Annotated in this window: 25 protein-coding genes; all 25 read right to left on the bottom strand. The window is 44.3% G+C overall.

Annotated features, from left to right (window positions below):
- The coding region (locus BN161_RS25445) for a hypothetical protein (RefSeq protein WP_125910930.1) at positions 1-1,814 on the bottom strand (1,814 nt) is incomplete at its 3' end.
- Between the two features lie 58 nt (positions 1,815-1,872).
- On the bottom strand, positions 1,873-3,966 hold the full coding sequence (locus BN161_RS25440; RefSeq protein ID WP_044271638.1) for a hypothetical protein: 2,094 nt from the start codon (positions 3,964-3,966) through the stop codon (positions 1,873-1,875).
- The gene (locus tag BN161_RS25435) at positions 3,963-7,355 is read right to left on the bottom strand and encodes a hypothetical protein (RefSeq protein WP_244436624.1); all 3,393 of its coding nucleotides are present in this window, start codon (positions 7,353-7,355) and stop codon (positions 3,963-3,965) included. The genes BN161_RS25440 and BN161_RS25435 overlap by 4 nt, the downstream gene beginning before the upstream one ends.
- Positions 7,356-7,499: 144 nt before the next feature.
- Positions 7,500-7,910 carry a hypothetical protein gene (locus tag BN161_RS25430; RefSeq protein ID WP_044271634.1) on the bottom strand — a complete coding sequence of 137 codons (411 nt, stop codon included), beginning with the start codon at positions 7,908-7,910 and terminating at the stop codon, positions 7,500-7,502.
- Between the two features lie 56 nt (positions 7,911-7,966).
- A complete protein-coding gene (locus BN161_RS30015; protein WP_167332577.1) occupies positions 7,967-8,116 on the bottom strand; it encodes a hypothetical protein in 150 nt (49 codons plus the stop codon).
- Positions 8,117-8,239: 123 nt separating this feature from the next.
- Entirely contained in the window at positions 8,240-8,518 is a 279-nt protein-coding gene (locus tag BN161_RS25425) for a hypothetical protein (RefSeq protein WP_044271632.1), read from the bottom strand.
- A complete protein-coding gene (locus tag BN161_RS25420) occupies positions 8,508-8,696 on the bottom strand; it encodes a hypothetical protein (protein WP_044271630.1) in 189 nt (62 codons plus the stop codon). Before BN161_RS25420 ends, BN161_RS25425 begins: the two co-directional genes overlap by 11 nt.
- Positions 8,689-8,898, bottom strand: a complete 210-nt coding sequence (locus BN161_RS25415) for a hypothetical protein (protein ID WP_044271629.1) — start codon at positions 8,896-8,898, stop codon at positions 8,689-8,691. The genes BN161_RS25420 and BN161_RS25415 overlap by 8 nt, the downstream gene beginning before the upstream one ends.
- A complete protein-coding gene (locus BN161_RS25410) occupies positions 8,895-9,140 on the bottom strand; it encodes a hypothetical protein (RefSeq protein ID WP_044271626.1) in 246 nt (81 codons plus the stop codon). Before BN161_RS25410 ends, BN161_RS25415 begins: the two co-directional genes overlap by 4 nt.
- On the bottom strand, positions 9,137-9,379 hold the full coding sequence (locus BN161_RS28955) for a hypothetical protein (RefSeq protein WP_074435191.1): 243 nt from the start codon (positions 9,377-9,379) through the stop codon (positions 9,137-9,139). Before BN161_RS28955 ends, BN161_RS25410 begins: the two co-directional genes overlap by 4 nt.
- A gap of 380 nt (positions 9,380-9,759) precedes the next feature.
- Positions 9,760-10,110: a hypothetical protein gene (locus BN161_RS25405; RefSeq protein WP_044271624.1), complete on the bottom strand. Its 351-nt coding sequence runs from the start codon at positions 10,108-10,110 to the stop codon at positions 9,760-9,762.
- A gap of 8 nt (positions 10,111-10,118) precedes the next feature.
- Positions 10,119-11,195, bottom strand: coding sequence for a type I restriction endonuclease (locus BN161_RS25400; protein WP_044271622.1), 1,077 nt, complete (start codon positions 11,193-11,195; stop codon positions 10,119-10,121).
- A 473-nt stretch (positions 11,196-11,668) separates the two neighbouring features.
- Positions 11,669-12,082 carry a DUF5053 domain-containing protein gene (locus tag BN161_RS25390; protein ID WP_044271617.1) on the bottom strand — a complete coding sequence of 138 codons (414 nt, stop codon included), beginning with the start codon at positions 12,080-12,082 and terminating at the stop codon, positions 11,669-11,671.
- Positions 12,083-12,151: 69 nt separating this feature from the next.
- The gene (locus BN161_RS30010; protein WP_167332576.1) at positions 12,152-12,328 is read right to left on the bottom strand and encodes a hypothetical protein; all 177 of its coding nucleotides are present in this window, start codon (positions 12,326-12,328) and stop codon (positions 12,152-12,154) included.
- An 89-nt stretch (positions 12,329-12,417) separates the two neighbouring features.
- Complete coding sequence (locus BN161_RS25380) at positions 12,418-12,651, bottom strand: hypothetical protein (protein ID WP_044271614.1); 234 nt, start codon at positions 12,649-12,651, stop codon at positions 12,418-12,420.
- A 2-nt stretch (positions 12,652-12,653) separates the two neighbouring features.
- A complete protein-coding gene (locus BN161_RS25375; RefSeq protein WP_044271612.1) occupies positions 12,654-13,595 on the bottom strand; it encodes an amidoligase family protein in 942 nt (313 codons plus the stop codon).
- 114 nt (positions 13,596-13,709) lie between these two features.
- Positions 13,710-14,186, bottom strand: coding sequence for a hypothetical protein (locus BN161_RS25370; protein ID WP_044271610.1), 477 nt, complete (start codon positions 14,184-14,186; stop codon positions 13,710-13,712).
- Between the two features lie 13 nt (positions 14,187-14,199).
- Complete coding sequence (locus tag BN161_RS25365) at positions 14,200-14,598, bottom strand: D-Ala-D-Ala carboxypeptidase family metallohydrolase (RefSeq protein ID WP_044271608.1); 399 nt, start codon at positions 14,596-14,598, stop codon at positions 14,200-14,202.
- Positions 14,599-14,604: 6 nt separating this feature from the next.
- Positions 14,605-15,072, bottom strand: a complete 468-nt coding sequence (locus BN161_RS25360) for a hypothetical protein (RefSeq protein WP_044271606.1) — start codon at positions 15,070-15,072, stop codon at positions 14,605-14,607.
- Positions 15,073-15,125: 53 nt separating this feature from the next.
- The gene (locus tag BN161_RS25355) at positions 15,126-15,674 is read right to left on the bottom strand and encodes a hypothetical protein (protein ID WP_044271603.1); all 549 of its coding nucleotides are present in this window, start codon (positions 15,672-15,674) and stop codon (positions 15,126-15,128) included.
- A complete protein-coding gene (locus BN161_RS25350) occupies positions 15,671-16,648 on the bottom strand; it encodes a hypothetical protein (RefSeq protein ID WP_044271601.1) in 978 nt (325 codons plus the stop codon). Before BN161_RS25350 ends, BN161_RS25355 begins: the two co-directional genes overlap by 4 nt.
- The gene (locus tag BN161_RS25345) at positions 16,642-17,499 is read right to left on the bottom strand and encodes a hypothetical protein (RefSeq protein WP_044271599.1); all 858 of its coding nucleotides are present in this window, start codon (positions 17,497-17,499) and stop codon (positions 16,642-16,644) included. Before BN161_RS25345 ends, BN161_RS25350 begins: the two co-directional genes overlap by 7 nt.
- The gene (locus tag BN161_RS25340; RefSeq protein WP_044271597.1) at positions 17,496-18,971 is read right to left on the bottom strand and encodes a hypothetical protein; all 1,476 of its coding nucleotides are present in this window, start codon (positions 18,969-18,971) and stop codon (positions 17,496-17,498) included. Before BN161_RS25340 ends, BN161_RS25345 begins: the two co-directional genes overlap by 4 nt.
- Positions 18,968-19,279 (bottom strand): hypothetical protein, encoded by a 312-nt coding sequence (locus BN161_RS25335; protein WP_044271594.1) that lies wholly within the window; start codon positions 19,277-19,279, stop codon positions 18,968-18,970. Before BN161_RS25335 ends, BN161_RS25340 begins: the two co-directional genes overlap by 4 nt.
- A 254-nt stretch (positions 19,280-19,533) precedes the next feature.
- Positions 19,534-21,333: a hypothetical protein gene (locus tag BN161_RS25330; RefSeq protein ID WP_209441930.1), complete on the bottom strand. Its 1,800-nt coding sequence runs from the start codon at positions 21,331-21,333 to the stop codon at positions 19,534-19,536.

Raw genomic sequence — 21,333 nt, 5'->3', positions numbered from 1 at the left:
AACATGACAGCAGTTATGGTATTGGCCACTGTGTTCACATTCAGGACACGTAACCAGGAAGTATAATAATCTCCGCCACCTGATGCAAGGTTATTTACGATGCCATAGATGACATCATTTTCACTCAAAGCTGTGAAATCATTCTCCCATTGTTTACGAAGAGGTAGCCTGTAGGTGCCATCTTCCAGTAATTCGACGCTTTCAATTGTACCGGCTTCGGAAAAGAAATAATCAGACTCCATTGCGGACTGTCGATTGAAGATAACTTCCTGAACAATGAGGGCAAAACGAGCTTCCAGAGTATCAGCTTGTACACGGCCATCTTTAAGAAGAATACCTTTCCCAGCAGTGAGAGAGTCTATTGTTTCACCAATTTCAGCACCACCTAATAATTTGAGGAGAAATTCTGTAAAATCTGAACGGTCTTTATGAATATATTTATCCCCTTCGATATCTCCAGCCATATCGGCATAACCGGCTTTGATTTTCTGGCTATTGACTAACAAGTACTCTTGAAAATAGCTAAGTAGATTCAGTAAGTCTATGTTTTTATGCTGATGGCCAACACCACCGCTGGATCCTGCGAATGAAGATAAGAATTGCCCAACAAAAGTGGCGAAGCCTTCGGCAGTGGTAGTCCCCCACTCCTCGGAGTAAGGGTTCTGGATAGGAAAGAGTGCCCCCTCGGAGAGTGGCAGGCGGGAAACTTCAGCAAGCCGAGGGGGCACTGTAAAAGAACCTACTTCGGGCACAGTGATGTTGAGGACATCTGCAGGGATGTTGGTTCTGGGGAGGTTTAATAAGGGACGGGCATCCGCATATTTGAAAGTGAATGTATAGTTGCTGGGAAGGGTACGATCGGTGTAACTTATGTTACTTTCGGTGACAACGATCTGACGCAGGTAGTTACCGACATAGAGGTATTTAGCCTGGGAGGGGAAGAAGTCGAGTAGCCATTTGCGCTCATCTGAGTTTAAGTGGCCAGTGTTTTTTTGAAACTTACGTTCAGTGTCGATGCGGTACTCCTGGGAGACTTCGTCAATTTCAGCCAGGTTGTGGGTGTGATTGCCGTTGAATGTGGTGGTTCCGTAGGCGCGGAAGGTATCGAGCCCGCCCAGAGAGTTCTCGAAGAGAATCCACTGTTCCTGCTCTGTGCGCATGTCTTCGGCATAGTAACGCTGTACGTATGTGAGTCGTTGGCCGGTGGGATTCTCAACCCAGACATCGTAATAGGCCGGCAGCTGATGGTTGAGCCAGCCGGCAACAACAGAGTACTGCAGAGGGAGTGTGTAGGCAATGCCGGCAGTCAGTTCAGCGACAGTATAGTCAGTATACGAAGTGACGGATCCGGAATCGTCAGTGAAAAAGGCCCGCAGCTTCACTGTACTGGAGACTACGGAATAGTAGGTCAGGAATTCCGGAGAATAGTAAGTAACCGGCTTGATATTGGGTTGCCAAGTGAGGAAGTTCTGCGTGAGAAAATTAGCAGCGGAGTCGGATAAACGATCGACGCCGGCGCGGATGACGCGGAAGGTCAGTACAGATGTGCCATCAATTACTGCAGTAAAATCGGAAACAAGCGAGGTTTGCTGATATACTTGCCCGGACTCGAACAACCGATAGGATAACCTGGCATGGATGATATCACGCAGGTTTATTGTGATGTCGTTGTTGGACGACGGATCGTATCGCTGAGAGAGGATTTCGACATCGCCTTGCTTCAGGACAAAGGAGACCTGATCAGAAGAAGAGATGCGAAACTCTTTCAAGTTCTGAGATAGCGATAAAGCGTCCGGTTGCTGAAGTATTGTCATATTGATTTCTTTTTTATGCCAAAATTAGAGCTGGAGTGGGATTATTAAAAGGACAAAATCAGGTGGGAGTCGTTGACGGACGTGAGGGACGTTCGTTAGGATCCTTCTCTGAGAAAAGAGCAGGACGCAAAGACAAGTCCATACGATAGTAGACTTTCTTGTTGTTCCGATCTGTTAAATGCGTATAGAAAGTACGATGATAATAGGTTCCTCCAGCATCATAAATAGCTTTAGTCGGTTGCAAAGGATAAATGGCTGGAATTGCATTTTGATTATTCCTCAGACTTGTGTCAGTATCGGTACTGTAACCGGCAGCGATGTATTCTGCTTCACTAACTTCAGTTCTGTTGGAAACAATCATCCATTTGTACTCCGTGTTCCGGATCATACGTTCGGATTCGGACTTTGCAATAGATAGTGGTTCATAGAGTGCAGTGGTCATCAACTCAGAGGTTACCGGTTCTGATTCTCCACCGATCGTGTATTTAAAGATGTTGAATAACAACTCAACTCCCTGGAGAGTAACCTTGTGATGAACCTGAAGGGAATTTTTTAAAGAGTTAGGGAGCAATAAATCGGCAGAGACCTTATGAAGGGAATTACGGAGAAGGTTGTCAAACTTCCGGTAGAATTTCTCGAATATACCAGTGGGACCATTATATAGCAGGGAATATCCCCATTTACCCAATACATCATGGTTGGTTCCGACTGCATAATTAGAGCTATAGTGCACGAAAGACAGGATGGGTTTCTGATCCGGATTATCTGCCACAACATCATCATCTGACGCTGTAGAATCTTCGGCAGCACTCTCTACGGGTACGCCATCGATCGTTGAGTTGAGTGTGCGGCCATCACCGATATAAGGAGCTGTCTCTCCCCTTTTCATTGTACCTCTATTTGTATCCGGTATATCCGAAAAGGCAAGATATGACAAGCAAAACGCACAATCCGGTACTTTGACCTCATAGGCCTTGAGAGGACCGCCGGCATAGTAGGGAATGTTGCCATCGGAAAGTCGTTCCTCGATGGTGGTACTTGTGTAGCCTGTACGACAATAGCTACCATCAGCCTCTTTGTACCAGGCTTCCGGATATTTAGCCTCCAGTTCGTAAGTTGAATCGTAGGCATCCCCTTCTGTAATCACCGTTTCAGAGGATAGCTTGAGCTGTTGGTATCCGGGGAAAGAAAGTTCAGGATGGGATTTCAGATATGGGGTTAAATCAACTGTTGGTTTTGACTCCATGATGTCGTTAAACAGTTCTATACGCACAGTACGTGCAACTTCGTCGGGTATAAACTCACAGCAGAACTTTTTGCGATAAACATCGAGGATGGTGTTAGCCATGCAATCGGGCACCAGGTGGGAAAGTAAAATTGTATCGTTGACAAGGGAGTCGATGGTATTATTGATGAATACCATTTTGCTGAAAGGCTCGCTCGTCAGGAGGAAGTGATCGAGCAAGGTATAACCAAAGTAGGTGAAGATACGGCGCAATAGATATGCGGCACGAATGAAAGGAGAAATATAATAGCCCGGCTCAAGCTTAATGATACGATCGTTGACGGTTTCTTTGCGTTCGAAAGAGTTGTAGAAACGATAGCTTCCTTTTCCGGCACTGCTGGATATGCAGACGCCGGCGTCGTTCATATAATTGATGCGATTGACATACCGACGGTCTCCATCCAGATTGACCGTTATCGGGAAAATGGCGAAATTGGGATGCGAGTTGTCACGAAGGGACCAACAGAAGTCTATTCCTTGCTGGACGGTGGTGATTCCTGGAATGGTTTCATCACCAAAGATATCGGTTAGTGTGACATCGGATATCCTGGAAAGAAAGGAACCTTCGTTCATGTAGAATGCCGTGGAAATCTTTTCACGGCGTTTGGCCCCTAAAATGGCTTGCCGGCAAGGCATAAAGTAATCGCCATCCTGGATGCTACAATCTATGTTGGCTGAAGGTTTGTTCCGGTTGGCCAGCATGTCCGGGTAGTTGGTAAGCTGGCGGTTCAGGTCGGTGTCCGGGAGATCGGTTGGCAGGGACTGCTCGCCCCACTCGTTAAAAAAGAGGTTGGGACGCTCGATTTCGAGTTGAGTACCGGGAGTAAGATGGTAGGCTTGGCCGGCTTTGGTATTGACTATTTTCATGATGCTTGTTTTTTGGATCCTATTGCACGGGCGCGGTTGCGGAGATCAGTTTTTCGCTCAATATCGGAAAGAACGACAGAAGCCGGTACTCCATATTCATCGAGATGGATAATGGAACGAGCCAGTTTCTCCATGAGTTCCGGAGGAAGTGCAGCTCCGGAGTTACCGGTAGGTACCGGATCCGGGGTTGATGAAGTGGAACTTATTGATCCGCCGGAAGCATAACCGGCCATGCGGGCGCGAATAGCCTGGTTGAGATCGAGCGTGCGGATGTTGCCAGCTTGCTGGGATTTATCAAGGATATCCAAGATAGGTGCTACGGTGGGATTCTCGACAGCAGCGTTACTGGCCACCCATTCTTTTGATTGGCCGGAAGGCCCCTCTCCTACTATGACGGTAGGATGATCGATGAAACCACGAGCATCCGGATCATAGTCGGAGTTCGGAAAGAGTTTGCCGTCCTGGGCTCGACGGACATCTATTTTTCCACCTTCCTGGCGACCGGTAGCAACACGGGCACCGGCGGCGGATCCTGAGGAAGAACTTCCGGAGAGAGTCATATTTTTGACCTTGTCACGTTCGGCCTTGGCACTGGCCAGTTGGGCTGCCCCGGTAACTCCCATTACAGCTGCGAAAATAGGACCAGCAATTGGACCTAATTCACCGAGTGCTTTCATTATAGCAACTGCTGTATCAGCAATGATTTGGGAAGCTTTGATAGCGAAGTTGACATCAGCATATTTCTTCTGTATGTCGAGTTTCTTCTGAGCTTTCTCATTCTCCAGACGCTCTACTTCGTCAGCATCACCTTTGGCGGCTTCGATTTCGGCATCGTATTTGGCGTCAACATTGTCCATCTCGGCTTGCTGGAGTGCCTGGACAGCACTGGAAAAAAGATCAGCATAGTAGTCGAACTGTTTCTTATAGCTGTCTCGTTTGAGATTCTGAACAGCTTGTTCGTATTCTTCTTCGGTTAATAATTGCTGATTGCGTGCAAGCTTTAGCTGCTCTAATTCGGCATTATGACGCTCCTGCTGAGTAGTGAGGCCGTATTGATTGCGAATGGCCAGGAGGCGTTGCTGGTGTTCAGACTCAAGTTGCTCTTTGGCACGATAGTAGGCCTTGTCAAGCTCGGTGGTGTCGAGATTGTTCTTTTCGGCCATTTCCTTCCGAGCCTGGTAAGATGCTTCAAGAACCTTGAGTTGCATGGCATAGTCTTCATCAACAGTAGTCAGCTTGAACTGATCCTTAAAACTTTTGATAAGTTCGTTCAGTTGCGTCTGCAGGGCGGCACGAGTGGTATTGGCTTCTTTTTCAGCATTGATGACGCGTTGATTGGATTTTCGGACGATGTCTTCCTTGGTGTTGGCATCAGTAAGGGCCATCGATTGAGCATCAGAGTAGTAAGATTGCTCAATTTTGAGACGGGCATCGGCATTTTGTTTGTTCAGCTCCAACAGCATCATTTCGTGTTGCTGCTTGGTGAGTTTACCGGAGGATTGAGCAAGATTCAGAGCGGCCAAGGAATCATTGTACGTCTTCTGCTGATTCTGCAAGTCTTCTTCACGAAGAGCTTCGAGAGATTTAACAGCGGCTTGTTCGGTGGACACCTTATCCCGTTGTTCTTTCTCGGCTGCAGTTCTGGCTTTCTCGGCCGCTGCTTTTGCTGCCTTGGCTGCTTTTTCCGCTTTCTTCTTTGCAGCTTCCGGGTCCTCTTCAGGAAAACGTTTATTATAAATCTCCTGAGCAACTTCAGCGTATTCTTTATAGCTGTCCTTATTGTTTTGTATCCAGGCTTTCAGTTGGACTTCATCCATTTTATTGAAATTCTGCCGCGCCTCAAGCATTTTCTTTTGAGAGTGAATCGCGTCTTCGACCGTCTGGCCATTCAATTGCTTCAGCTTTTCTTCAGCACCCTGAATCAACTCACCGTACTTCTTGATATTTGCCTCAATCTGGGGCATGGTGGTGGTATCGATATAAGAGGTGCTGCCGCCAAACTGGCCATTAGTCTGGGTTATAGTTGCACCACCTTGCTCCTGTTGTGCAATGAGATTGTCGTAGGTTTTGCGATATTCCTCAAGCTGATTAGTGGTTTCCTTAATTGCGTTCTGATTCTCGAATTTCAGCAAGGCGCGTTGCTTTGCCAAGAATTCCTCGACTTTCTCTCCGGAAATGGCTATGGCATTACCGTAATTATCGAAAGCTGTTGCAGCACCGGGAACCATAGCCTGAACCTGTGAAATGACACTGGCCAACTCTTTTTGTTCTTCGGCAGACCGTGATGACTTGCCAGCCAACTCCTCATATCGAGAAACAAGACCGGGAAGAGTGCCTTCGAGCTGCACCATTTTATCGAAATGCAAATCATAGGTTTCGGTGTAGGACGTCAGCAAATCGCCCATAGTACTGAAGAAATCGTTTGCCTGTTTCATGGCCCATTTCCAGAATGGCTCTAACTTCTTACCTACCTTGTTGAAAAAGGCGTCCATCGTATCGCCGAGGTTAGACTGGATACCTTCGAGTTCCTGCATCTGCACAGCCATAGAACCGGCAATGCCATCGATGCGGCCAAGTGAAAGCAGGTAATCCTTGATGGCATCTTCGGAGTTACGGACTTCGGTGGTGACACCACGGAAAGTGAACTTGGTGGTTTCTCCGGATTTGGAAGCCTTGATACCGAATTCCTTCAGTCGTTCATTTTCGCCAGTCATTGCATCGAGAATAGCTTCGATGAGCTGGTCGACAGACTTACCCTGAGAGGAAGCCAAGTCTCCCATATTTACGAGCTCCTGACTGGTGGGCTTCAGACCCCGGTTGATGAGTTTGATATATGCCTCGGTCCATTCCTGCATTGAAGAGGGTGTATCTGCAGCAAGTTGCTGGAGCATCTTCATTGCGTCGTTGGCTTTTTTCTGGGACTGGAAAGTATTGCGAAGGACGGCTTCGTACTTAGCAAACTCCTTACGGGTTTCGTAGGCCTGATCGTGAGCGGACTTGAGCCATCCAAGAAGTTTCACTGCTATGAAGGCTTTGACGGCAAGTTTCAACTTAGACATCAGGGCCACGCCCATATCAGATTCCTGGTTGACTTTCTTGCCGGCATTACGTAGTTCGCCCATGCGATTGCGAACCTCTGCGAGCCTGGAGTTCAAGCGGGCATACTCTTCCGGATTAGCAGACTCGGAAAGGTCATCCAGCACAGCGGCAAGTTGCTTGGCTTCTTTCTTGAGTTGGCCCATAGTCATGTCATTGACGTTCATGCTGCGGTTGAGAGCACTGATCTTCTTGTTATTCTCGGCAATGCGCTTACTGTATTCACTACACTCCTTGGAGAGATTCTTGTACTCTTTCGAGTTCTTTTTACCTTGAGCTTCGAGCTCCACCATAGCCTTACGGCGTTCACTTTCCTCTTTTTTAAGGGCTTTAGTATCCTTAGTGAGTGCATGGATCTCTTCCTGCAGCTTAGAACTGTCGCCGGAAATGATATACCTGATTTCGTCTTCGGATAGATGTTTCTTAGCCATGTCGATTTAATTAGAAGGTTGTTGAAGAGCTTGCTCCAGCTCCTGACGGATGGAACTTCGGATTTCCTGAGTGTAACCGTATTTGATTTCTGGGAAGGTTTCATGATAGAGGACTCCCCAGACTACGCGGTTGTAGAGTGCAAGATTGCTACGGATGTGACGGGAGATGCGGTCGGATCCACGACGGTAGTTGATGTCCAGGAACCGAAGGTACGGGAAGATGCGCATATAGTAGACTTGCTTGTTATCGGAATTCTGGGATGTAAATGGACGACGCTGAAGGTGTGCTACCAGGTCTCCGGAACGGGTGTTCAGATAAGTACGAACCACGTTTTCTTGTGTCTCGTAGATTTTGTTGATGCCTTGGGACATGACATCAGCTATAAATTTGTTGCGAATGAGCTGGTCTGTAATCATATTCGCTGCTTATTTACAGCGAAAGTAGGTCGTAGAAGATAATGAAGAAAGGACAGTTATCGGCGGAAGATGAACCAATAAATAAAGATGCCGGCTATTGGAAGAGCTAATGACAGGATGATGTAGAAGAGTTTATCGACTGATGAATGAATGGAAATCATCGGCATCAGGAGTAATACAATAACTATGTAAATGAGGTACAACATATTAGTTGGTTTTATTTTATTCAAAAATAAGCAATTTGTTTGGAATCAGCAAGAAAAGTCCGGGAAACCTGGTATCTTTTGTGTAACTAATACGGTGGAGGTTTCCCGGGATCTTATTCTATTTTATTTCACGTCTTTGGCCAGGAGCATCCAGCGGAAGTCTAAGCCTGCGGATCCGGGCCGGTTCTGGTACCGGTAGCCGGCATCGTGCATGGCCTGATGAACTTGATCTTTGGTGATCTGAACACCCGGATCAATACGACGGATGGCATCGAAGACTTCATCGGTGGTAAACCAATGAGTCGTATGACGGGCATCGGGTGCAGGCTTGAATGAGGCAGACAGAGCTGCGATGTGGATACTAATATCGGTTATTTTCTGTTCTTGTTCTTTATTTTTCATTTTGTACCTCCTTTTGGTCATTAAGTGCTAACGTTATTTGTTCCTGAAGATCTATGAGTTCTTCTCTGGTACACATAAAAGAGTTATTCCCTCCCATGCTAACATCAAATTGCTCCAAAGTCTTCTTACCGCCAGTATAATAGCTATATTTTAAAATTTTGAATATTGGCTTATTCATGTGAATCTCCTTTCTCATTGACATCAAGTGCATGCTGAAGGCAAGCTATGATTTCACGAACATCATCTGCCGGGATTGCACTCATCTCAATATTACCACAATAACAGATATTATACAAATATTCTCCGGATTCTTTATCTGAATAAGCTCGTTCGCTGGTGACGTAGATATCACGTTCAGTAATTGGCAGGTTCTTTCTCATTTGGTGCCCCCTTTCTGTTTACCACAATGTTCTTTCCAAAGGAAATGCTGTGTCCTTTGATGATCATAGACTTCATTAAGAAGTTGTCGGAGGCAAAAAAGCTCATTAAGATTCAAATCTTCAATAATGGAATATTCACCGACATGAATAGTGTAACGTGGTGTTGTGCTTGTACCACCCATATAATGCTCTGTTGCCCTGGTAACAAAGATATGGCGTATTCTTTTGTTCTTCTTTCTCATTTAGAATCTCCTTTCTTTGATTTTCGTGCCATAAGGCAGCAATAAGCTACGACTAAGATACAGGGTAAACAGATAAATGTGGCGCAGATACTGGCGATGGTAGCAATGTACCAGCGGTCGGAAGTGGTTTTAACTTCGCAGTCACATAGGCTGCGGTAGTAACGCTCTTGGAGCGTGTTGCAATCCTGCGTTGAACGGGATACAGGCACGGCTGGCGTGCTCGGAGTCTGATTTCTCATACTATAATGTGATTTGGCTGTTACTGGCAAGTTTTTTTATATCCGCTGGATACAAAAACGGCTGTCAGTTTCCCGAAGTCGCCAAACCACATTATAGTATCCTCCGAAGAGCATATATAAATCGAGAAAAGACAGCCGTAAGTTTCGTATATGAAATCTTCCTCCTAACATCAGGAGAATGACATCTATGGACATAAAAAAGGCCCAATTTCGTATTGAGCGTCTACCGGACTCTCTTCGGTATGGACTAACCATAATGTGATTTGGCACTGCAAATATGGGGATTTATTTTGAGAATAGCAAAAATAAAATTCCGAATATTATCATTTTCGCGATAATATTCGGAATTTCTCCACTTGTTTTTAACAACTAAAAGCGAGTCAAACGATACTCTTTAAATAATCATCAACTATATCAAAGTTAATATCTACATCAACCATCTTTAGAAACTTGTCATACTTACTTGCAATGGATTGCTGGGCATTAGCTCTATTATAATCAGAATAAAAAGCACTGCCAAAATCATCATCTTTACTAATTTCTTTAAAGAGAAGTTCCTTTGCTTTTTCTTTCTCTCCAACAGAACAATAGAGTAAAAACATAGCTCTAAAATTATTGTTAGGAAGAATACTTTTTTTTATGTTAGACACGTTGCTACATAGAACAAAAAAGCAAATCAGCATAATCACATTTAGAATCGCTGATAGAATCATAATTGTTTGAAAATCCATAATTTATTTTATTGTTTATCAGTATAAAACTTGATGATGTCTGCAAGCTCCTTAGCGTAGTTGTAAATATCATTAAGAGAGCATATCTCATGTTTTGTTTCTTTCTTATTTTCATCGAAAGTAGCTATATATTTCTTGCTAATGCTATTGAAATACATGCGACAAATAGGTTTACGATTATTATCGTCGAGAAGTATAGCAAAATAGGTTTGAGCATCACGATACACGACTCTTGATATATCAACAACAGGGCGCAGGATCGACTTAACAATCAAGTAGCTTTCTATTTCTTCTTCAGTAGTCACAATCTTGCTATCTTCCTCAGACTGAACATTTTCTTGCGTTGCTTCAGCTTCCTTCTGTTCTTCAGCGACTTCAGTTTTCAATGCAGATTTAAGCCGTTCTGATATTAAGTCATTAATATAGGTACTAATAGACTTCTTTGTCAGATGCGTAAATTGTTCAAGTAACTTAGCCGTGATGACCCCATCATATACCTGCTTTGCAAAGTATTTCACAAACTCAGGTGTAGGATTGGCAAATTCTTGAGCAATGATATTTTTCAATTCACCTGTATACTTAAGTTCGCTGGCAGAACTGAGTACACTGTCTACATCGAAATATGACTTATGAAACTTCTTCAAATCTTCAATCTGAGCATCTTTTAAATCAGTGATATCGACTTCTAAGAAGGGCTTTTCATCCATTTTATTAGGTTCCATAAGGTCTGTATAGAAACGATAGATAATACCGTTAGTCAAGAGTCCAAATTTTGCCTTAGAGACATTGAAATATCTAATAAGTTGGTTATCATGCAAATTCAGGTCTTGCGCCCAATGTTTACACTCGATAAGAAGTATCGGTTCTCCGTCCTTCATTATCGCATAATCAATTTTCTCCCCTTTTTTCATTGCAATATCGCAAGTCATTTCCGGGACAACTTCCAAAGGATTGAATACATCATAGCCAAGTGCATTTATAAAAGGCATGATGAACGCATTTTTTGTTGCTTCTTCGGTGAGAATGTTGTCTTTGAGTTTTATAACTCTGTCTGACAGCTGTTTAATAGTGTCTTTAAAATCCATAGTATTTTATCTTCAATAAGTTTTCTATTCATGCATGCCCACTGGTTATTATTCCAGAATCTGATGTATTCAGATTATACACTAACAGAAAACTAAGGTTAATTATTTTGGGCAGTGCAATTTGAGGATTTTATTGGAAAGTACCAAAAAAAAAGTTATTTTTGTGGAAAATATTTAGCTATGGAAGACGAAATGAGAATTATAAAATTCGAGAAACAACTATCCAACTTGTACGAATACGTATTTACTCTACAAGCATCAATCGACCGCCTTCCAATTATTATTTTAACATGTTTCTTATTGGGCCTAATAGTAGGATTCCTACTATAATAAAAGGGTTTCCAACTCGTGGAAGCCCTTTTAAATTAGAGGGAAGAATAATAGTGTTCAATTAATACTCAGTGTTCTTTATCCGAACTTTACCCTCAACTTTTGGTGTTTTTAAAAGCGATGCTCCTTTTCAGGATGCATTGTTACAATACAGCACTCATAGCGCTTAATTTCTTTCCTATATCATTTAATGCAGCAGACAGCGTACTCAACTCATTAGGAGTAAAAGTAGCTTCTTTACCGTTTACCCTATTGCCATTGAGGCGTTGATAAAACCAAGAAGAGGATTTACCAAAGTATTTGCGGGCAATGTATGAGACGGATATTGCTGGCAATACTTCTTGCATTTTATCACGCAATACTTCTTGCCGAACTTCTTCCAAATCGTTATGTATATGAGCAAAGTCCTGTTTTACGCCTTCTAATAGCTTTCCATCATCTTCATCGTCCATAGATGCCAATAATGCTGAAATCTCTTTATCGATTTCAACACGATGAGCTTCATCACTCTTTTTCCAAAGCTCTTTCAGTTCAAAAAAACGTTCAGTCTTATCCATTGTGACAAAAAATTAAGTTCAACGAAAGGAATCCCGCCCTTGTGGCCAACAAGGGCGGTTTCCTTCTGGTCAATGAAGCATAGCACCCAAACTCTTGATTTCCTCTTCGAGCCGTTTGATTTCTGCATCAACCACCGCTTTCATGTTTCTGCTTCTGGAAGCTAACTCATGATACTTGCGGAGATAAAATCGCAAGTCTTCTTCTCGCTCTTTTATCCGAGCCTTTAGCTCTTTGTCATTACTCATTGAGATCTCTTGTCTTAATGACAATGCAAAAATAATATTTTTATTATTAGCATCCAATCAATTCAATAATAAAAACATTATTAGATTGATTATTTAACATTTACGTAACCATAAGTAGACAAATCCTCCAAAAAGTGTTCAGGGGAATCGGCACGGATTACGTTCCCGGTCTGATCGTGGAATCGGTCGGCAAAATGATACATATATTCCTGGTCAGTGCATTCACTATCGAAGCGGCTGCTTTCGCGTAACTTGGTTACAAAATCGGCGGTGCAGGTGGCGGTAATTTTACCGCCGTCCTGCAAAGTGTAGGTTGTTGTCATTATTATGCTAATTTTTTGGTTCTGAGTTTGAAAAATATTTTTTGGTCAGCGGTTAAAAAAGGAATGTTCGCAAGGGAGCATCCTGTGTTAACCATGCCTTGTTTTGCAAAGGTAATCATGTTTGCAACAAAGCGTATCCAATTCTCCATTTTTGTGAAGTTGGTTGTACCGCCATGTTGGCGAAATTCAACCGTACGGTGGCGAGCGTAGGCTTCGAGGTTCAGCTTGTGGTAGCGGTCGTTTCTGAAGACCCCGCGAAGGTCCTGGATGGTTTGCGCTTCCCGAATGCGGCTTTCTGAAATACCGGAAAGGCGTTTGCAGTAGGTGTTATTGCGGCGGGTATTCGGCATGAAAGCGTCGATTACAGGTTCGAGGTGGCGGTAGGTTATTGCCAGGTTGCGCCAAGTTTCGATGGTGAAGTCTGCGGCGTCCATGTGGATGTGCAGGCCGCAGCTGTTATTTACCTTTACGTCGCAATAGTCAAGTACCCAGCAAACTTTCTGAAGCTCCTGCAACCCGGCCTCTCCTTCCAAAATCGGGCTAACCAGTTCGAAAGTGTCGTTTCCGCTAAGGCTTCCGTCTGATACAAGTTTCCAATGGTTGCGGGTGTCGTGGTTGTAACCCTCAACCGCTACTTCGATTCCAGCTTCGCTAAGTTCGCGGGCAAGGCGGTGTTTATCGCAGTTATAGGCTTCAATCTCGATGCCGAAGCGGCGGTTGAAAGTGTAGTCTATTTCCGGGATGGCTGTTGTAGCTGTAGGTTGTTGTTGGTTGAAAGTGCCTGCCTCAAGCATCTTCTTGTAGACGTTCTGGACGAAACCGTAGTTTCCGTTGGTTACTAAGTCGGCCACCTGGCGGCGGGTAAGACCTAAAAGAAGCAGCTGTTGAATCTTCGCTGTCTTCGTTATGCTCTGGTTGAGAATGTTTGTAATTTGTTCGTTCATAATGCTTTACCTTTATTATTGTACAGCTAAGGTAACACTATTAACGCACATATCGTAGCAATACCATCTTTATTATCAGCGACTTAGCTTTGTTTAGCTTGAGCAAAAAAATGATTATTTTTTGCGTCGGAGGTAATGTATAAGGGTAGCCAAAAAGATCAAAACGAGGTATGGAAGGAAGGGTTGATACCAGGGAACTTGCTTCACTTGGTAGGTGGTGTCGACGGTTTCTGTTTCATGAAATTGTTCTGAGGTGGTGTCGCAGGTAAGGGTGAGCTGGGTTTCGTTGATTGTGGAATCGGATTTGCTCTTGGAAGATAGGTCGATATCAGTTACAGATTTAACCGGACCATGTGAGGCGGTATCGCCAGGCTCTGGAGGGAAAAACTCCACGATCCGGACAGTGAGGTCGGATTCTTGCTCATGCAGATATCGGGCAAACTTTCCTTTGAAATCCAAAGAGTCGGTCCGGGTTTCCTTGAGGTGGTTGGTTTCGATATCAGAATGAGAAGTTCCTGACCGCGAACTTCGACAGCCCACGATCAGGAGTAATGTAAACAACACAATCAATATATTATGAACAAAGTGCATGGTTACAACACATTTAAAGTTTCAGGATCTGGTTTCGATTGGTAGCTCCTCGATAGCTAACGTGGACCCAGGAAAAATTCTTCTCATCGATGAGCTGATCGAATGGTAAACCGAGTTCTTGAATGAGGTAGAATAAACGGCGGTTCTCTTTGGGATTGCCACCAGTGATATCGGCGGCCATTCCTTTCATGTGGTCGCTGGTGGCCGAACCACCTATTTTACGATTCAACGCTTCACTACGGAAACCGCTATTAATTATAATTGGTTTCCCATAGGCCTCCCTTAGTGGATCCAATACGTGTTCCACCAATTGTGTGAGGTTCGCAACATGTTCTTTTTTGCATCGATTATCGATTCCAAATCGATCAGCTGTGTTTGAGCGGCATAATTCCGCAATTGTGAAATGCTTCATATCTTTTTATTTTAGAAATGTATTAATACTACGTCCTAACTTCTTCTCCATTTCCCCACGAAGTTGCGCACGGAAGATACGTAGGAAAGGCATCTTTGGATATATAATAAGCATGGATGCACTAAAGCTCCAAACTTCGCAGGCTCCGGCTACAGCTGCAGCGACAGAAGTGATAGTGATGCCTGGATGGAACATGTGTTCAATCATATAAACCGAACCTAAACAACATCCGTATATTGCAATTTTGATGCAGGTCTCACGCCCGGCTTCCGAGTAAGCAAAATCTCCCTTTTTCAGTGAAACTGCAATTCCCCAACCTAAGTCTACCAAGATGAGGATAAATACTATAAGAAAAGGATAATAGGCAGGCGAAAAAAAATTGAAGATAAGAAGTAATAAGGCCACTAACCAACCGTAGAAAGTGGAAAATATATGGCACAAATGGTCTAAAATTGATCTAAGAAAAAGTTCCATAGCGTTCTTTTTATTTCAAAAGTATAGTGTTCTCAGCAACGGATAAAGGACATTTATTGTGGTATCTTCACTTCGAAAAGATCAGCAGCTGAGGAACTGAACATGAGTGTCCAGCCTATGGATTTAAACTCCGGAGAAACAAAAGGAACGATATCGTGATTATCGGATATCTTATCCAGCCAAGAATTCGATCGAGAATCCAGGATGAGTTTCTTCCGGAGAGATGTGAGAAGGGATAAGGTGATATCCGAGGCAATGGCTACTTCGACCATATCGGCTGAATCGGTGAGCTTCATGGCGATAGTAGCCGCCAGCTTCTGTTGATCTAAGATGGAGTTTCGGGAATCTCGGGACGAGGAAAATTCTCCAAAATCAATGAAGAGATAGTTACCGATGATGTCGTTCACACGCCTTTTTACATCATCGTATGATTGTCCGAAAACAAGATTCTCAAGTTCCGGCATGAGCGGATCTGGAAGATTCTTCACGTACTCAAGCAAGGTGGAGTACTGAGGGGACTGGCTTGCACCATTGCTGAACATGGAAATCACGCCTTCCTTCTGAGGGTATTGGGCAAAGTATTTTAATAAATTCAGGATCATAGAATATCATTTATTATGTGAATGGGTAAGCCAGTTTCATTCGCAATATCTATCTTTTCCATCTTAGCCGAGTGAAGGCTTCGAACGGTATCGATGAGTTTCTTACGAAGAATAGTCAAGTATTGGAGAATATTCATTCGCTCGACGGTATAAACATCACCAAGACCATCAGAACTCAAGTTATACAGAGACTCAAGAGCACCGGTAGAAATGGCAGACTCTTTGGTATTCTTGGCCTCTGTAAGTAACTTGAATTCAGTTTTGGTAAATAGATAATTAACGAATGCCTGAAAGTTAAAGGCGATGGCCGTTAACTCATCCGCCGGCAGATTTGCAAATTTGTGTGCAAGGGCATGAGCTCCATCAGAAGAGTACCGGTCTGGATAGTAAAGAATAGCGGCCAGGAGTGGAAGTTGCTCCAATGATCCGCCGATTAGGGAACGGGCCTCGATGAACTGAAGAGCTGTCAAAGAACAAGTGAGCCGGTTGAACGAGGTATCTATATTATAGGCCGGATACAGCTCGTCGTCATCGATGCGAATTGCCGGGATCTGCTGTTTACAAAAGCATGAGTCAAAGGCATAGTTATAAGGCTGCTTACTCAGATATCTGGCAATGGTGATGCCCGTTAAGCGATGTGGAGGGATGCGCTTACACAACTTTCGTGTTTCAGGATCGAGTTCCTGAAGAGCAGCATCGTTGTCCGGATAGACAATTGTGAATGGGAATGTTACTTGTTCAGCCAGCCAGGCTAAGTTCGCCAATCCGTCAGAGTCCTTTATTTTTTTGATTTGCCACCCCATAACACGACACACATAGTTCACGCGGACCATAGCGATAGAGAGTTTGCCTTGGGCCATCAAGGATATATCATGGATCAGTGATCGGAAAAGATATGGAGTAAGGCCTTCCCAGGAATTAGGAATGCTGTATTGCGTTCCTTTGACTGTAAAATCAATGGTTTGGTTTAGCATGGCATGAGCATTATTATGTCGTCCGGACGATTAAAGGAGGTGTTGGTATCAACGGATCCGGAAGAATCCGAAGTGAGTATCAGGTCGATATTGGCTAATTCTTGTTTAACTTCATTAGCCAAAGATGCCGCTAAGGCGAGCATACGCTCCTGCTCTTGTGTTCCATATCGCATCACCTTGGAATCATCGAACAGGTTCCGGATCGTAGGCGGAAACTCAATGATATCAAAACGTCGGAGTGCAATGGCAATGGTTTGTTTTGCCAGGCATCGATGAAGCATCCGCAATACATCCTCTTTATCTTCTGCTCGTTCAAAGTAGGCGGATAGGCCATCGTCCAGAGCTTCTTTCTGAATAGGTATTGTCCGGAAGAAAAAGAGATAAGAGAGGTCGATGGAGTATAGCATATCGAAATCTTCAGTACTTTGAATTCTGAGTCCATCAAGGAGTTTCTTGTAGCGGGTTTCCTTCCAGGAAGGGAAGTCTTCTTTAGTATCGAGCAATTGGATAACCGTATCCATTGCATTATAGTAGTTTTCGATAAAAGAGCGTCGCATGGCTTCCTGCTCATGCTTGTAGATGTCAACGTTGTTCTTGCGTTTCGACACAATGTCGAATACGAGTTGTTTAGCCATCGTGAGGTTGGCCATCGCCATGCGTAAAGCTTCATTGAGCTCTCCATAAGCAGACTCTATATCCGAATAGACTTTCCTTGTAAGAATGAGAACGATCTGTTTTTTGGCCGAGATGGCCGATGAGTTGAGTTGCTCGAAAGATATATTGCTTTCGGCGTAGGGAACATACATGCGAAACTCCGCAATGGTGGAGAAAAGTTCTTCTAATATTGTCATGACTGTTGCTTATTAAGTCTGTCTTTGGGTGATACATCTTCCTGGCGAGCCGGAACTTCGCGATAGAAACCAAGGCGATATCCCTGACTGTATAAATCGGGAAAGTTTATCTGCAGAGCCTGATTAAATGGCTCAGAACAAATTTCGTCTTCAGATGTCAGCGACATAATGTAGATCAGATAGTTGTAGTATGCATCAGCACCCGATTTGGAAATAACACCATCTTTGCTGACGCTCGAAATTGAAGAATCAAGGCCCACACTGGAGAGTAAGACTTCATCGGCACGTTTATCGTAGGATATCAGTGCGTCGATATATTCCTTGTATTTCAAATCGACGGTTTCTATTTTCCAACGTTCTTCTTCGCCCTGGCTGTTCTTAAAACTAATAGTGGCGTAGGCCTTTCCCTGATTATCCGCTCCGGAAAGATAGCGGGATATTTTGCGGAGTTCCGACTGCAAATATTTGATTAACGTCGATTCTTTGAATTCTGTACCGATCTCAATATCATTATATTTAAAAAGTTCCTCATTGTTCTTTTTGCGTCGTTTATTCTCATCACAGAGTTTGGTGATTTGGATACGTTTTGACTCAAGCCAGGCATTAGGGATAATTATATGAATTTTAGCGGCCAGAGAGTTGCGGAGAAATGAGTTTATATAATCAGCGGTATCATTGGAGCCTTTAATATACGATTTCGTTCCGGCATGTGTTTCATTCACCCCGTAGAACTCATCAACGGATTTTTCACGATGGTGTGATATCGCTGCAAACTTGTAATTACCGACCTCCGCCGGATTGAATTTAGGATAGATACGGAAAGTTGAAGTTCCGTAGCCCCATCTCCCTACTGCTATATGCCGAAAGTCCTTATAATAAACTACATCGGTGGCAACATCTTTCTTTGTTGTCGCCAAACGGCAATGCTTATTTTCCATTATTTCAAGACCGGCAACAGGGAGTGTTCCTCTACCCTTCCCTATCGTAAATCGCCATTTTACAAAGAAATCACGGAAATAGTAGTAGTTCTTAATGATAGATTTGGCAACCTCTTTATGGTCCGATTCAAGACCACGATCCTTCCAGCTATTAAGCCAATCGGTAACAGTAGGACAATCAACCCATTCTTTCTGCAATTTGCCATCGACAATCGTAGGCTTGTACACATTAAGCCCATGCCCATACAGCATATTAATCTGCTTGGTTATCAAGCGAGGAAGTAGTCGGTTCTTTTTGATATCTGAGGCGATCTCTTCGCACTTCAGATTGTTGAAGCCACGACTGCAGACTTGGAATCCCTGGATGCTTTGCCATTGCATATCCGGAAAATTGCTATCATTAAGTACCGGAAACATAGGATCAGGATCCAGCACTGACGAGAGTGGCGTATCACCGATTTGAAATGATATTACATTATCGTCGTCAAGATAGCAACCGTAGTTGCCTACCATTTTAAGGTTGCTTTTACTCATAGCCAATCTATTTTATGAAGTTTGAAACCATCTTGTGGAAAGCCCATATACCGGATCAGTATGCGGTAGCACATCTTTGGCTCACCATCTGCATCACTGAAGAGGAAGAAGTTATCACTATCAATGCTAAACCGTTCCTCCGGAAGTTGGGTACGCCATTTGCATCCTTCCTTAACCGTTAGATTAAGTATTGCCTCCCCTCTATGCCTTGAGCATGGGAAGAAGGCAATGGTGAAGCATCCATTGGGGAGCTTCGAGATCTCTTTAGCCCATTGCATCGCCTGAATACCTGTCATCGTCATTTCCATGCCCGAAAGTAGTAGGTTTTGGGGTGCGCCAAAAGGACGCACCCGGAGTTTGTCATATTTTCGGAATTTTCGGGAGGGGGTGAGCGGCAAAGTGAAAACTCAGCGGTGCGTGCAGGAGGTTGCCTTGCGAAAAAAAGTGTTTTTGTTTTTGGAAAGGCAAAGGTCTGTTTTCTACAAACTTACCTGTTTTTTTGATGTCAAACATTGCCATTATTATATACTTACTGAACTGTTTTTAGGGTGAAATACAGCTACTATATTGATAAATTGTCGGGTAGATTATCCGGCATTGATGATAATTCGCTTTGCACTTTATTTCCGTAGCGACCAAACAAAAGATAAATTAGGGCACTGGGGAGCTGGGTTGTGAGGCCGGCTTGGTTCTTTAGCGGCACTTTCTTTTCGGAAGTTTTATCCAGCTCGATACGGCCTTCGGTTTTCTTCAGCGGGGAGAGCATGATGGAGCTGCAAAGGTTCTTGCATTCGTTTTCATCTATCAAGACTTCCGGCAGGGCGTTGCTACGGTTGCCAAAGATGAGCAGCAGTAACTTGAACTGTTGCCAATAGTAAATTGTAGATTGGCCCTCGTTCATCAGCTCGACCTCGAAGCCATAACTTTCAAGCTCACGTTTCAGCGCGCGGCTGTCAGTGGTGATTTGCTCCAGTTCTTCACGACGTTTGTTACCGGCACGGTCAGGATATAGAATAATGCGTTTGTTTATGGAGTCCGGGCCAAAGAATTCATAGAACTGGCGGGCGAGTTCCGGTTGTTCGTCCGGATAACAGCAATAGAACTCTTTTAGGATCCGGAGCTGGCGGCCGTAACTTTTTTCCTGGGCTACAGTCAAGGAAGAGAAGTGCCCGGGATCATAGCCAACGAGAAGCTCATCGTGCTTGCTGTAGTGCTTGAGGTAGCGGGCCGTGAGGATGAAGTGCTCCCGGAGGTCGAGCTTCAGGATAGATTCGTAGATGTAGCTGTCGGAGAATTGATGCTTCTCTTTGTTGTAGTTGGCAAAGAACTTGTTGATTACCTCTTTGTGGCGGATGGCACAAATGGAAGTAAGGAACTCATCCATGTCGAGGGTTTCGAGCTGAGTTTTAAAGAACTTAGGACCGAGAATATCCTTATTACAGAAAGAGCTGGCACGGACATACAGGGTGGCGTTCCGGCGCATGTCGGCCAGACGAGGGTTCCAAAGAGCGATGATGCGGTCTTGCTTGATGATTTCAAGACGGATGCGCTCAAGGGTGACGGGATTGGTGGTTTCGCGTTGTGCATTTATTAGTTTGTATTTCTGATAGATAGCGGCATTTACGTGAAGTGCAACGGTAGATATTTCTTCCAGAAGTTTGTGGTCCATGTGACGTTCGTATTCTTCGAACCAGTCGTCTTCGCCAAGGTCAACGCGGGCGGTATCGGATACACCGGTGATGCCCTGGTAGTATGGAGAGCGACGAATATCGGCACTGGATCCACGAAGTGAGGGGAACAAACGGGTTTTCAGCTTTTCACCTTTGTTGTGCTTCATCTCTTCGATGATGGCATGGACGGCAGACCGTCCGGCGACGGATTCGGGCTGGTCGGAACTGACGAGCTGGATGTGATGGCCATCACGAAAGACGACGCTATGCTTGGGGTACGATATGGGATATCGAGGTCGGCGAAAGTGCGATGGAAGTTTGGCTTCGCCAACAACGTAGTCGATGCCGTACTCAAGCATGGGGCGGACTTTACCGGCGACGGTGACGGGCTTGGAAAAGTAGGCCTGTAGGTTTGGCCAGACATTGGTCATGAGGGCGACGTAGGTCTTATGTACCAGGAAGGAAAGTTCACCGGGCATATCATTGGCCACACGGATGATGCGGGGGCCGGTGATACCTTCGGTCTTTCCTCCGGCACGGGCAACCTCGGCAAACACGTTGTTGGAGTCGATGACATTGACCTGAATTTGCATCTGGTTCATGTAGTAGCGTTCGAAGCTCGTTGTTGCGTCGAAGGTACTCTCTGAAGATGACAGAGAGCTTGAGGATTGGCTATACAGTTCTATTCCCAT

This window comes from Bacteroides timonensis (genome assembly GCF_000513195.1).
Taxonomy (GTDB): Bacteria; Bacteroidota; Bacteroidia; order Bacteroidales; family Bacteroidaceae; genus Bacteroides; species Bacteroides timonensis.
Note: the sequence above shows the minus strand (reverse complement) of the source record. Positions and strands in the feature narration are given on the sequence as shown.